Here is a 14654-nt window from a genome sequence, read left to right as displayed (position 1 = left end):
TTTTTAGATATGAATGTATATTTCATTACCATTACATTTTTGTAATGTAAACTAATTTTAAAAGATTATTTTAGATATATTCTTATATATTTGAATTCTTTTGATTTATATATACTAAAGTGTAGATATGATTATTAGAAATACTTTAATAGAGCTTAACATAAAATGCTAAGCTCTATTAATCTCATCTTAAAATTGTTATAGTATAACAGCAAAAATAACTTTCACATCTTCATTTGTGTTATTTTCCCATCTATGATTAATTCCTGCTGATATCTTTATACTATCACCCTTACTCATAGTAAACTCCTCATTATCAAGATATACAGTAGCTTCTCCTTCAAGAACATAAGCTAGCTCATATCCTATATGACTTATATCACCATTACTAGATGAAGTATTCGGTTCAAGTGTCATAATAGCAAATTCAAAATTATCACTAAATCCAGGAGCTAATATTTCATATATAACATTATCACTTTCAGGCAAAATAACTTTTTTTCTACTATCTTTTCTTACTATTAAATCTTCTTTTGCTACTTCTGAAGTGAAAAAAGTAAATAGTGGTACTTCTAGAGCTGATGCAATTGATTTTAATGAATTTACAGAAGGATTTGCATTTCCTCTTTCTATTTGACTAAGCATAGATGCAGTTACATGTGATAACTCTGCTAGCTTTCTTACACTTAAGTTTTTATTAGTTCTTATTTGTGCTATTTTTTTACCTATATTTATATCAGACATTTCATTCTCCTTAAATTTATATATATCTTAATCTATTTTTTAGTTTTTTACACTTAATGAATTTATATTATTATTTAAATTTATTATATCATAGTATTACAACATTGTTAAATATTATTAAATTAATTAAATTATATTTGACACTTTTATATTCATTGTATAATATAAGTATTAACAAATTTAACGATAAGAAGGTGAAATAATATGACAATAACAACTTTTGGGGCGATAATTGGTTTAAGTGTATCTATTATTCTTATAATTAAAAAGTTTGAACCATTTTACTGTTTAGTATTCGGTGCATTAGTTGGTGGAATTGTAGGTGGAGCTGACTTAGTAAGTACAGTTGAGTATATGGCAAATGGAGCTCAAAGCATGGCCCCTGCTATTCTAAGAGTAATGACATCAGGATTTCTAGCTGCAACATTAATAAAAACAGGTGCTGTAGATAGAATTTCAGAGGAAATAATAAAAATTTTAGGAATTAAAAAATCAATTTTAGGAATCGTACTTTCTGCTATGGTACTATCAGCTGTTGGAGTTGATTTAGACGTTGTAGTTCTTACAGTTGGACCTATTGGTATGTCTATAGGACATAAATTAGGGTATTCAAAATTAGCTATACTTTTAGCAGCATTAGGTGGAGGTAAAGCCGGAAATATTATATCTCCAAACCCAAATACTTTAGCTGCTGCAACTAATTTTAATGTAGATTTATCAAGTGTTATGCTTGCTAATATAGTTCCTGCTATATGTGGTGTTTTAGTTACAACAGTATTAGCAAAAACTTTAATTAATAAAGTAAGTAAAATTAATATAGATATAGATATTCAAGAAGATGAAAACTTACCTAGCTTATTTGCATCTATTATAGGACCTATTGTAGCCATTTGTTTATTATTTTTAGGTAATGTATCTAGTATAGTTGTGGATCCGTTAGTTGCTTTACCTGTTGGCGCTATAGTTTGTATAATAGCTACTAAAAATTTAGTTCATACAAAGGAATATTTAAGCTACGGAGTTGAAAAGATGCAAGGAGTATGTATATTACTACTTGGTACTGGTACTTTAGTTGGAATAATTCAAATGTCTAATTTGCAACATAGTACAATATCTTTATTAGATACGTTGAGTATTCCACAATTTTTACTAGCACCTATATCAGGTATGGTAATGTCACTTGCTACGGCTTCTACTACAGGTGGAGCAACAATAGCATCTTCAACATTCTCTAGTGCTATTTTAAACTCTGGTTTATCTGGTATTGCTGGTGCATCTATGGTAAATGCTGGTGCATGTGTGTTTGAACATTTACCTCACGGTGCTTTATTCCATGCAAGTACGAAAAGTGTTCCTATGGATTTAATTGAAAGATTTAAGTTAATTCATTATGAAATAGCTATTGGACTAGTTATAGTATTTGTATCAACAATTATGCAATTTTTTATGATGAGTTTATAATTAATATCCAAATTTTACTAAAATAAAAGCTAGCAATTATCTTGCTAGCTTTATTAAAAATGAAATCCAAATTCCATTTATTAAAAATAGCATACTAAAAATTAAAACAACATGGATAAGATTTCTTCATACCTTTCATCTGATATACCAAGCTTTTTCTTAAATATATCATCATCCATTCGTTCAATTTTAACTTCATTTGGAGATATTTCTTTGATAATATGTTTTAACTTATTAATTGACTCATCATCATCATTATATCCTTTGATAATGGTAATTTCAAATATAAACTTACCATTGTATTGTTTATTAAATAAAGCCATATTTGAAATATATTCTTCTAATGTATATCCTTCAATTGGCCTTTGTATCTTTTGGAAGTCTTTTTCTGTTATTACCTTTATTTCTCCAATAACTTCATCACATTTATTAGCAATACATTTATATTCTTCTCTACCTAATATATATCCATTAGAAAGTAACCTTACAGATAGACCTTTATTTTTTATAAAATCGATAATATCACTAATCTTCTCATTTACAAGTGCTTCACCTTTTGAATTAATAAAAATTAATTCTGCTTTTGTATCTTCTATAACATTTTCTAGTTCCTTTAATGAGCTATCCATTTCTTCAAATGATATTTGAGTGTCTATTTTTTGATCTTCCTATAGGGCAAAATATGCAGTCAAAATTACAATACTTTTCTGGTAGTATATTAATTTCTAATATCCTTTTTCCATCTTCAATATAGACATCTTTATACGTAAAACTATTCATTTATTCAATCTACCTCCTTAAATCTATATTATTGTCATTTCTTTATTATTAATATCAAGTATAGTAACTTTACATTCTCCACCTAAGTTTTCTTGTACTAATCTTTTTAAATCAGATAAAGCATTTTCAAAATCTTCTACTCTATTTTCATCAACTAATTCTATACATAAGAAAGCATTTTTTGTATGTTCAGTTAACATAGTCCTTACTGATTCACGCCAGTTCCAACATCTACAAATTGCTCCTTCATCATCTTTATACACGATTTCCCCTTCATAAGGTGGCGTATTTTCATTTGATCCTAATGTAATAAAACCTTCATTTCCAACTGCTTTAGTTAATTTAACATCTCCAACAAATGTATCTATATCTTCTCCACCACAAGGTAAACCATATCTTAATGATATAGTGTTATAAATATCAACTAAAGGATTTATAGTTCCTAACCCTTTGTTACTATGAACTCTTTTTAATAATGCTTCAATAGATGATCTTACTCCTCTTTTAGTTTTAAATTGTTTAAAAGCATCTCTCCAAACTTTTATAACATCATTATTGCTAAATTCCTCATCTGTTAAATGTTTTAAAGCTTCTTTTTGAGCTTCTTTAAGCATATCTTCATATTTATTCTCATCTTTTATAGTGTTATCGATATTATAACAAGTTATTATACCTATCTTTGTATTTGGAAATACACCCCAAAATTCTTCTTCAATTATAAATTTTTTCATTTTAATTATGCCTCCTCAAAAATAATAATAAAAAAAAGCCATAGGAGTATTATGAAAAATATCTCCCAGGCTTTTATCATTCCGTGTACACAGTAAACTATGCGTTTTCTCTCGGACCAGCCAGCTATAAACTGCGGAACCCTAGAAAACTAAAATATAAAACTAAATTTTTAAAAATTATATCATTCTATTAAAATTAAATCAACACTATATCTTCAACGGATTTAATATATTTTTATCTTTATATTAGATTGTTATAGCTACTTCTTTCATAGCTTGATTTTCATATTTACTTAACCAAGCTTTTCTTTCTTCTCTTAACATATTTGCTATATTGTCATATTCTTCTTTAGTGTAGAAGTTTCTTGGATTATATTTTTCTATATCTATTCCCTTAACCTCTTTAGGTATCATATATCCCCACTCTTTATCTTCTATCCATTCGATATTATCTTTAGCTATTTCTTTCATTATAGTTGTAGAAACATTTATAGTTAATTTTTCACCTTTGAAATCTTCTTTAGCTCCAACACTACCTGTATTTAATATAAAGCATTCCATATCTTTATTCTTTTGTAATATTTCTTTTAATCTCATTCCTTCTTCTATTTCAGAACCCATTATAAATGGATTAGTTCCAACACATCTTTTTGATTGACCTGCTTTACTTGGATCTCCTGCAGAAGTTTCTATTGATTCGCCTAACATAAATGCATCTAGTGCCTGCATTGGGTTTAATTTTACAACTGGAGGAACTATGTCATTTCTTCTAGTTATAAATAATATCTTATGAGCTTTTTCTAAATCTACTGTATCATCTGTAGTGTCTATATCTTCTCTTAAAATTATTCCTCTACCATTAGAAGTTATAGATACATCATCAAAATCTACTGTAGAATCTTCTCTAACCATTATATTTTCTAAAGTTGCATTTTCACTAGTTGCAGCTTTGTATAATATCCCTTGATTAGCTGGATTTAACCCTTCTGTTTTTATATAAAATCCATTTTCAGTTCCTATACAATAACCATCTTCATCCATAAATATAACATCATCTTGTCTAACTATTGCTTTTTCTTCACCAGTTAATTCATGGTCATGTATTGTTAAAGTAGTCTTCCCAGTTCCACTTAGTCCAAACATTATAAATCCAACATCTTTTATTTTATTATTTTTATCTAATACTCTTAATACCTTACTTCCTGCATGGAATCCTAATCCACCTGATTTCTTTACCTTATACATCGCCATTCTTAAAAATGACTTTTTCGCTTCTCCAAAATAATCACTACCTAATATAAAAGTAACTCCAGTTTCAGGATATGCTATCATTATTCTTTCTGGCCACTCAGGTATATATATACTTACTAAATCTGGATTTTCACTATCATCTGGATTAAATAATGTATCATGCCACATATGAGCTATTCTAGCAAATTCTTTTGATATGTATAATCTACAATTATAAGAAAATTTTTCATTCATTCCCATTTTTCTATCTACTCTTATTACTTCTTTTTCTTTTATATATTCAAATACTTTAGCTGCTATTTCATCAGCTTTATCTTTTGAAATTCCCTTTTGATCTACCCCTACTTCTATTTCATCAACTATGTATGTATTTTTTGCACTTCTATTTTTAACTTCACTTTTATAACTAGCATTTTTAAACTCAGTAGTTACTTCTACATCACTTGCTAAGCTTCTTAATTCTTTTTTATTTGGATTTACTATTACTTTTTTAAATATTTTATCATTTATAGCATTTAAATTGAACATTTTTCCTCCATACCCCTAATTAGTATATATTTTTTTCTTTTTATTATACTATATAGTATATCATATTGATTATTTATTACCACTATTTATTTTAAAAATTAGTTCACAATATATTGTATACATATGTTAATTTTAAATTAAATATAAAGTTATAAATCATGAGGCTTTATTATATCATATATTATCAGTGAATAGTTATAAATTATAACTATCAGTTTTCTTAATAATTGTAAAATATTTAACTTTTAGGTGTATATGAATAAATAATTTATATGCTATAAAAAATACCTATAAAATAAGTCCTTTCTATACTTAATTTATAGGTATTTTTTCCTTAGTAAAATTCTATTTTATCTTATTCATTAACTTAAACGCTTATCTTATTGTTTAATTTTCCATCTATTATAGATATTACTCTATCAGCCTTTTTTGCAATTTCATTATTATGAGTTATCATTATTAAAGTTTGATTATATTTTTTAATAGATTGCTTCAATAAATCCATTACTTCTTCTGTAGTCTTACTATCTAAGTTTCCTGTTGGCTCATCAGCTAAAATTATACTTGGCTTATTTGCAAGTGCTCTAGCTATAGCAACACGTTGCTGTTGACCTCCTGACAATTGATTTGGAAGATGATTTTTTCTATCTTCTATTCCTAATAATTTCATAAGATCTTCTATATACTCTTTGTCTATTTTTTGATTATCAAGCTTTAATGGTAATTCTATATTTTCTTTCACATTAAGCACTGGTATTAAGTTATATTGTTGAAAAACAAATCCCACCTTTTGTCTTCTATACTTTGCTAATTCTCCTTCAGATAAACAACAAATATCCTTATTATCAACTTTTATAGTTCCATTACTAGGACGTTCTAATCCACCTATTAAATGGAGAAATGTACTTTTACCACTACCACTTGGACCTACTATTGCTACAAATTCACCCTTATCTATTTTCAAATTAACATCTTTAAGTGCATCTACTTTTGTTTGCTTTTTTCCATATATTTTACCTAAATTAATAGTTTCTAATATAACCATAATGACACCTCTATTCTAAAATATTTATAGATTCTACTATACTACTTTCTTTTATTCTTCTAGCTGGTAAATAAGTTGCCAATAATCCAACTATTATATTTGCAACTATTATTAAAATATATAATTTATAATTTATAAGAAAGTCCATACCAAAATCTGCAAAGCCATAAGTCTTATACATCCTAATTTGTAAGAGTATTCCTCCAACTACGACTATTATGCTTGAAACTATTCCGTAAAATAAACCTTCATATGTTATCATTTTTCTAAAATCTTTTTCACCTATTCCAATTGCCCTAAGCATACCAAATTCACTTGTTCGTGATGTTAAATTGTAGCTTACATTATTTATTATGTTAAATATACTTATTACAAACAAGATTGCCACTATTCCATAAGTATATAGTTTTTCTTGCTTTAAGTTCTTATCATTAGCTATTTTATCCTGAACCATATCTGTAGTAATTGTTCCAGGTACTTTACTTCCTATTTTACCAAGTTCTTTATTTATCTCTTGATGATTTTCACCCTTCTTCATATTTGCATAAACTACATCATAATTGTTTTTGCCAAATAATCTTTCTAAATAATTATTACTTGTTATAACGTCTATACCATTATCTGAACTATACATACTATCATCTGCAAATGGATAATTAACAATAGCCCCTACTTTAAAGTCATACTCTTCATACTCATAATTATCTTTTGCTTTCCAATACGCCTCTCCATCAGTTATTTTACCTTTAGGATATTTTACTGTTACAGTGTCTCCCACCTTTATATTAGAAAGTGGTTTTCCTTTACCTACAACTACATCCTTTGTTCCATAAAAAGTATCAATAATATGTGGCATATAAATTACTGCTAAGTTTTCTTTTTTCATTTTTTCTATATCTATGTTACCACTTATCACATATTCATCCAGTGACTTTAACATTTCATCATTAAAACCTTTTAACTTCTGTTTTAATAAGTACTTACCAGTTTCTTTATCTTCATCTAATAAACCATTCAATACATTTCCAGTATATCCACCACTACCTAACTCTTCTATAAATTTCATATCTAGTATATCTTCTTTATCTAATATCATCCTAGTATGTAGTATTCTAGCTGTCTTAACTTCACTTATTCCATCTATATTTTTGATTTCATTTATCTCATCATCACTAAGTCCATTTTCCTCATCAGTTGATCCATTTACTTTTAAGACAAAGTCACCATTCATAAACAACCATCTTTGTTGATCTTTATACATAGCTTGTGATCTAGAGTATGCATAATCATTCTTTATTACAAGTATTCCACCTATGCTCATTGATATCATAATAAGTATTAATGATTTTTTATTTCTAAATATATTTTTTATTGATATTGTTTTAGTTACATATATTTTATTAATTAATTTATTAATTATAAAATTACTTTTCTTTACTTTTTTATCTGATCCAAAGTTTCTCTTTATAGCTTCTATAGGTGATATTTTTCTTATTTTTATATACGTTAATATACTTATTATAAATATCATTATTAATGTACAAGCTATAGATAATATTATTATCCTGGTTGGTATTACAAAAGAAGTTGACTTTATATTTCCACCAAGTTTATTAAATATCTGAGCTCCACCCATACCAAATACTATACCTATAGGTAAAGATATCAAAGCTAATAATAATAGCTCATATAGCATAAGCTTAAATACTCTAAAATTAGTTGCTCCAACTGCTCTTAACATTCCATAATCTCTTATTCTTTGATAAACAGATATTGAATAAATACTATAAATTACTAAACCAGCAAATATACTCATAGCTATAGCGGTATTTCTACTTTCAATATCAAGTCCCCCATTATTTTCTACAGATCCCACTAGTGTTGAATTAACACCCACTTGATCTTTTAGGTCAATTCCTGCTTTTTTAGCTATACCTTGTATATTTTTACTAATTGTGCTACCTTCATTGAACTCCACATTTGCTGTAAAATTACTAATATTTTCTTTATCAAGATTTAAAAACATTTCGCATCTTCCAACACTTTTATCTTTATATCTATCTTTTAATATTCCTACAACTTTAAAAGTTTCTTCATTATCCTTATTATAAAGCTTAAAGGTTAGCTCTTGTCCTACAATTTCTTCTAATCCCATACTGTTTAATATCCAACCCTCTAATACAACTTCATTTTCGCCTTTTGGCAATCTACCTTTTATAATTTCTGATTCATCATTTAGGTAATTATTATCAGCATAAATTATATTAATAGGTAGCTTTTCACCTATATCTGTAGATGCATAGTAAGAAGTTACCCCAATATTTTTTATATCACTACCTTCTTTTATAATATTTAATTGTTTTTTATCGATATCTTTATAAGCTACGTGATATGTACCCGTTTCCCTTTTTACCCTATCCAATCCAGCTTGTTGCGCACTTTTTGATAAAGTACCTACACCTACAATAAGTGATGTTCCTAAAATTATGCTTAGCACTATTGCCAATGATCTTGATTTAAAGCTTTTTATATACTTTATTACCATATTAAAGTCTTCCATCATTTATTTCACTTCCTTTCATACAAATAACTTCTTATCTTGAACAAGTTCATTATATCCATGAAAAATAATTCTATCAAATTGAGTTTTTGCAAATTTATTATAGTTCTTTGTTCATTTATAATAACTTATGTGCAGATTTTGTCCTTATTTATGTAAGTTTCAACTTTTTACATATCTTTTTATAAATGATATACTTCTATTATAAATGAATAGTTAAGGAGTTAAATATGTATAATGTTTTTATATTTACAGTAGGCTTATTAGTCTTTTTTATATTATTTAGTCTAATTTTATATAGATATAATTTTTATAATGAAATGAATTTAGGAAAGCGAAATATTTTCACTTTATTTATATCATCGTTATCATTTTTAATAGTTTATAAAATGTTTACTTATACATTGTATAGATTAAATGAAAATTTATTGATAAAGGGTATCTTCACATCAATATTAGCATTTACAGTAATGATTATCTGTTTATGTATTGGATATAAATTTACAAAAATTATAAATATAAATTATGAATATAAATCTGAATTAAATAAATTAAATAATAAAGTAGAACATAAAGATAATATTATCTCCAAACTTAGAAGTCAAAAACATGATTATCTTAAGCATTTACAAGTAGTTTATTCTCTACTTAATAATAATTTAAATATCGATGCAAAAGACTATATTATAAATATCTCTAATAGCTTTAGATCTAAGACTTCTAGATATGGAAAAGTATCATATTTAGATGCTATAGCCTCATTAAAATACGAAGAATGCCTTACAAAAAATATTACATTTGATGTTTATATTCAAGATTTTATTGATAATCTTATAATAGAACCCAGTGATATGAGTTCTGTACTTTTAAATATTATTGATAATGCTATTGATTCTTTATCTACAATAAAAAAAGATAATAAATATATAAAACTCTTTGTATATGAGGATGAATTCCAGTACGTTATATCAATAAAAAATAATGGACCTAAAATATACAATACAGAGAGTATCTTTGAAGAAGGTTTTTCTACTAAAGATGGTAATAACAGAGGCTATGGGCTTTATTTAGTTAAAAATATTCTAAATAAGTATGGTTACCATATCTTTGCAAGTAGTGATGAATTTTTAACTGAATTTACTATTTTAATACCGAAATACTGCTAAAAGGAGATTTTTTAATGATAAAAGTTTTAATATGTGATGATGATAAAATTATTAGAGATGATATAGAAAAAATAATAAAAGATTCTAACTATGTAGACTATGTAAAGAAAGTAAAAAACGGAATAGATGCCATAGAATTTATTAAAAGTGAAAAAATAGATTTACTTATAATAGATATAGATATGCCTTATAAAAATGGTATTGATTGTGCTAAGGAAATAAAAAAAATAGATGAAGATGTTCATATAATATTTGTTACTGGTTTTGCTGATTATAGCTTAGAGAGTTTCAAAGTTCATCCTGTTGATTTCATAGTTAAACCCTTTACTAACGAGAAAATCTTAGACTCTTTAAATATTGCCATAGATCATATTAATTCTCATAAATTGGCTAAAACTAATTTTATTGAAGATACATTATTTGTTTATAAAGTAAGAAAACAAATCCATATGATTAATTTTGATAATATTGTTATCTTTGAAAAAAATTCTAGAGCTATTAATCTCTATACTAAAGATCACGATATAATAAAATTTTATGAGAGTTTTGAAGATTTATCTAAAAGGTTGCCACCTAACTTTTTTGCTACACATAAACAATATATTGTCAATTTAAAGTTAATTCATAAAGTAGTACCTATTAATAAGTCATCTCTAGAAATTCGCTTTATTAATTTTGATAAGACTGCTATTTTAAATAAGTCTTTAGAAAAGGATTTTCTTTATAGATTTTATCGAACTAAAAGATTTTAATATAAAAATAGCTGCACTTTAGTAGTTTCAATATTTGAAAATATTAGGTGCAGTTATTTATTAGATTTATTAGTAGTTCAACTATAAATACACCGTATAATCAATATATTATCAGAAAATTCCATAAAAAAACAGTCTTTTCTTGAAAACATTTTCATATTATTATAATAATATAATCCAAATCATTCCAATATGACATTAGATTATAATAAATAATTTTCCTGCAGGACATAGACAAAAACTTACTATTTCCATCCAAGTGGATATTTAGAATTAGTAAAACAAACATTTAATATTGGAGGTACATAATTATGAAAATTAATATCGTTTCAAAAAGAGTTGAACTAACAAATTCTATTAGAGAAAAAATAGAAAATACTTTTTATAACTTAGAAAGGTATCTAAGTGATGATACAGATGTACATGTAAAATTAGATGTTACTAAGAGAAGTCAGAAAATAGAGGTGACTATATTCACTAAAAATGGGACTATAATCAGAGCTGAAGATTCAAAAGATGATTTATATAACGCTATAGATGTAGTTTATAATAAGTTATATAAACAAATAAGAAGATTAAAAACTCAACTTATTAATAAAAATAAATCTAATGAAAGTATTAGATTCAATAATATAGATAAATATGATGATATAAATATAGAAAGTGATAGTATTATAAAAAGGGTTAAGAAGTTTAATCTTGATAAACCTCTAACTACTGAAGATGCTATTATGCAGATGGATTTATTAGGACATAATTTCTTTGTATTTAGAAATTTAGATTCTGAAGATTTAAATATAGTTTACAAAAGACATGATGGTTATGGATTAATTGAACAAATATAAAATAATAAACCCCTAGGTAATATATTACCTAGGGGTTTATTATTTTATATTTCGTTAGCAGTATCATAAGCAGTTTTAATTGCATTCTCAATATCAGATGCTCTATCCTTACAATCACCAATTTTAACAACTTTGATATTCTTTTCTAATAACTTATCAATATCAAAACTATTAGGTCTAGCACCAACTGCCATAACTACATAATCACAAGGTATTTCAATTTCCTTATTATCATTTTCACATACTATATTTTCTTTGTTTATCTTATTAACCTTATGATTTGTATATATCTTAACATTATTTTTATTGAAGTTTTCCATTAGAGTTGGAAGTATTGTACTACTTTCACCTTTAGCTATATTATCATCCATTTCAATTATAGAAACCTTATTTCCTTCTTGAAGGCATAGGTACTCAGCTACTTCACAACCTACCATACCTCCGCCAATAACAGCTATATTACCAAATACTTGTTGTTCTCCACTTAATATTTTCCATGCATCACATACCATTTGATTACTATGACCATCTATACTTGGAATAATATTACTTGCACCTACTGCAACTAATACAGCATCTGGTTCTAAAGATAATATATCTTCTTGACTTACCTTCTTTCCAAGTCTTAACTTTACATCTTGAGATGTTACTGAATGTGTTAAAAATCTAATAGCTCTACGTATTTCATTTTTTCTAGGAGGTATACATGCTAAATTTAATTGACCTCCTAAAGATGTATTTTCATCAAATAAAGTAACATTATGACCTTTTAGACTTGCTACACGAGCAGCTTCAAGTCCTGCAGGTCCTCCACCTACTACTATAACATTTTTCTTAGTTTCAGCCTTAGTTATTTTTCTAGTTCCTTCATATCCATTTTCAGCATTTAGTATACAACTTAAAAACTTACGCTCTTGTATGTTATCAGTACATCCCTTATTACAACATATACATTCACGTATATCTTCAAATTTATTGTCTTTTACTTTGTTAACCCAATCAGGATCTGCAAGTAAAATTCTACCAAGTCCAATTATATCTACTTTATTAGACTCTAGAATGCTTTCAGCCATTTTAGGATTAAATATTCTACCAACTGTACTAACTGGTATATTCACTACTTTCTTGATTTGAGCAGCAATATCAACAAAGAACCCATAAGGTTGAACCCCCATTGGAGGAATAGTATCTGCCATATTACCAGTATGATTAGCTTGAGCTACATGAAGCATATCAACTCCAGCTTCTTCTAGCCATTTAGCAAAAGTAGGTGCTTCATCTAAATTTATGCCACCTTTACCTCTCTGCGGTGTAACAACTGAAAATTTATAATCAATAGGCATATTAGGAACTGATTCTTTTAATGCTTTTACAAGTTGTAGTGCAAATCTTGTTCTATTTTCTAGAGTTCCTCCAAATTTATCATTTCTTTTGTTTAATATAGTACTACATAATGATCCAACTAATCTATCACCATGTATTTGAATAATATCAACACCAGCTTTTTCAGCTCGAATTGCACAATCACACATTTTTTTTATAATATTATTTAAGCCTTCTTCACTTACTTCATTAACAAAGTGCTTCATATCGTGATGTAATTTTTCTCTTACTGCTTTCATATCACCACTTGCAAACATCTTATTTATAGCATCACAGTCATATTCTGTGTGAAATATCTGAGCAGAAACTTTAGCCCCATGTTTATGTATTGAATCGCATAATTTTTTAAAACCTTCAATTTGGCTATCATCATATAGTTTTGGTGTAGGAGAAAAACTATTAATCGGAGAAACATCACCTATTACTATGTATGAAACACCACCTTTTGCTAATCTTTCATAAAATTCAATACTTTGTTTAGTTATGCTACCATCTCTCCCCTCATAACCAGTAGTTAATGGTGGAAACATAACTCTATTCTTTAGTGTAATATTTCCTACATTGATTGTTTCTAAAAGTTTCATATAAATCCCCCCTAAATTTATTCTTAATTATTTTACATTTATTTATTATTAATTAATTTACAAAAATCGATAATTGCATCTTCACATTCACTTCTAGCATTTATATTTTCAAAGTTATGACCTGCACCCTCAATTTGTATATATGTTGTTTTATTATCTTTATAACAATCTAAATAAGTTTGGCAAGTACGATCATCAACTAATTTATCTTCAGTCCCTCTTATAATTAGAACTTCTTTGTCATATCCCATAGCACTTGAGAATGGCTCATAGTTGTATAAATCATAATTAAAGTCAATATTAAATTTTAATCCTTCCATATTAGCATATTGTATTGATTTATCTTTCAGCTCATCTGCACGTTCTTTACAACCGTACCACATTCCAGCACCAGGGCACATAAGAATTAAAGCAGCTGGTTGTAACTTTGGAGCAACACATGCAGCTACATAACCACCCATACTATGACCAGATAATATGATTTTATCAGAAGTCGTTATTTTTGAATCAACTAACCAATTATATACGTCAATAGCATCTTCTATAAGACCAGTAAAAGTCATTTCTTCAAATTCTCCATCACTTTCACCACAGCCATAAAAGTCAAATCTAGCACATCCGAATCCATTAAAATCAAGTATTCTAGATAAATGAGCATGAGCATATCTATGCCCTGACATACTTCCTCCAAATCCATGTAGATTTAACACTATAAAAGGATTTTCTATATTATCAGGAAGGGTAAGTACACCTCTTAATGTATTATTTTTACGATTTTTTATTTCTATTAATTTAATCATCATATCTCTCCTAAATAAGCATAT

At 26.8% G+C, this 14654-nt stretch carries 13 protein-coding genes and 1 riboswitch; of the genes, 4 read left to right on the top strand and 9 right to left on the bottom strand.

Annotated elements, in window-relative coordinates; genetic code table 11:
• Positions 1 to 198: 198 nt before the first annotated feature.
• Entirely contained in the window at positions 199 to 744 is a 546-nt protein-coding gene (locus I2A66_RS02540) for a cupin domain-containing protein (RefSeq protein WP_147515454.1), read from the bottom strand.
• A gap of 204 nt (positions 745 to 948) precedes the next feature.
• On the opposite strand from I2A66_RS02540, the gene I2A66_RS02535 reads away from it, so the two are divergent.
• The gene (locus I2A66_RS02535; protein ID WP_195250889.1) at positions 949 to 2205 is read left to right on the top strand and encodes a GntP family permease; all 1257 of its coding nucleotides are present in this window, start codon (positions 949 to 951) and stop codon (positions 2203 to 2205) included.
• A 101-nt stretch (positions 2206 to 2306) separates the two neighbouring features.
• Here the strand turns inward: I2A66_RS02535 and I2A66_RS02530 are convergent, their stop codons facing one another.
• The 6 genes from I2A66_RS02530 to I2A66_RS02510 form a co-directional block, all read right to left on the bottom strand.
• The gene (locus tag I2A66_RS02530) at positions 2307 to 2834 is read right to left on the bottom strand and encodes a hypothetical protein (RefSeq protein WP_330566192.1); all 528 of its coding nucleotides are present in this window, start codon (positions 2832 to 2834) and stop codon (positions 2307 to 2309) included.
• A gap of 4 nt (positions 2835 to 2838) precedes the next feature.
• Positions 2839 to 2985: a hypothetical protein gene (locus I2A66_RS17545; RefSeq protein WP_330615439.1), complete on the bottom strand. Its 147-nt coding sequence runs from the start codon at positions 2983 to 2985 to the stop codon at positions 2839 to 2841.
• 23 nt (positions 2986 to 3008) lie between these two features.
• On the bottom strand, positions 3009 to 3716 hold the full coding sequence (locus I2A66_RS02525) for a B3/B4 domain-containing protein (RefSeq protein WP_122639491.1): 708 nt from the start codon (positions 3714 to 3716) through the stop codon (positions 3009 to 3011).
• A 60-nt stretch (positions 3717 to 3776) separates the two neighbouring features.
• Positions 3777 to 3872, bottom strand: a riboswitch (guanidine-I (ykkC/yxkD leader).
• Positions 3873 to 3962: 90 nt separating this feature from the next.
• Positions 3963 to 5495, bottom strand: a complete 1533-nt coding sequence (locus I2A66_RS02520; protein ID WP_195250887.1) for a phosphoenolpyruvate carboxykinase (ATP) — start codon at positions 5493 to 5495, stop codon at positions 3963 to 3965.
• A gap of 367 nt (positions 5496 to 5862) precedes the next feature.
• On the bottom strand, positions 5863 to 6540 hold the full coding sequence (locus I2A66_RS02515) for an ABC transporter ATP-binding protein (RefSeq protein WP_147515457.1): 678 nt from the start codon (positions 6538 to 6540) through the stop codon (positions 5863 to 5865).
• A 10-nt stretch (positions 6541 to 6550) separates the two neighbouring features.
• Positions 6551 to 9103 carry an ABC transporter permease gene (locus tag I2A66_RS02510; protein WP_195250885.1) on the bottom strand — a complete coding sequence of 851 codons (2553 nt, stop codon included), beginning with the start codon at positions 9101 to 9103 and terminating at the stop codon, positions 6551 to 6553.
• A 227-nt stretch (positions 9104 to 9330) separates the two neighbouring features.
• Between I2A66_RS02510 and I2A66_RS02505 the strand changes: the two genes are divergently transcribed.
• The 3 genes from I2A66_RS02505 (at position 9331) to hpf (ending at position 11863) form a co-directional block, all read left to right on the top strand.
• Positions 9331 to 10266 (top strand): sensor histidine kinase, encoded by a 936-nt coding sequence (locus I2A66_RS02505; protein ID WP_122639495.1) that lies wholly within the window; start codon positions 9331 to 9333, stop codon positions 10264 to 10266.
• A gap of 14 nt (positions 10267 to 10280) precedes the next feature.
• Positions 10281 to 11018 carry a LytR/AlgR family response regulator transcription factor gene (locus I2A66_RS02500; protein WP_147515459.1) on the top strand — a complete coding sequence of 246 codons (738 nt, stop codon included), beginning with the start codon at positions 10281 to 10283 and terminating at the stop codon, positions 11016 to 11018.
• Positions 11019 to 11329: 311 nt separating this feature from the next.
• Positions 11330 to 11863 (top strand): ribosome hibernation-promoting factor, HPF/YfiA family, encoded by a 534-nt coding sequence (hpf, locus tag I2A66_RS02495; protein WP_147515460.1) that lies wholly within the window; start codon positions 11330 to 11332, stop codon positions 11861 to 11863.
• Positions 11864 to 11907: 44 nt separating this feature from the next.
• On the opposite strand, the gene bilR is transcribed toward hpf, so the two are convergent.
• Positions 11908 to 13830 carry a bilirubin reductase, long form gene (bilR, locus tag I2A66_RS02490; RefSeq protein ID WP_147515461.1) on the bottom strand — a complete coding sequence of 641 codons (1923 nt, stop codon included), beginning with the start codon at positions 13828 to 13830 and terminating at the stop codon, positions 11908 to 11910.
• A gap of 38 nt (positions 13831 to 13868) precedes the next feature.
• Positions 13869 to 14630 carry an alpha/beta hydrolase gene (locus tag I2A66_RS02485; protein WP_122639498.1) on the bottom strand — a complete coding sequence of 254 codons (762 nt, stop codon included), beginning with the start codon at positions 14628 to 14630 and terminating at the stop codon, positions 13869 to 13871.
• Positions 14631 to 14654: the final 24 nt, after the last annotated feature.

The organism is Romboutsia sp. 1001713B170207_170306_H8 (genome assembly GCF_015550495.1).
Taxonomy (GTDB): Bacteria; Bacillota; Clostridia; order Peptostreptococcales; family Peptostreptococcaceae; genus Romboutsia_E.
The sequence above is the reverse complement of the archived record's forward strand: the minus strand, read 5'-3'. Positions and strand labels throughout refer to the sequence as shown.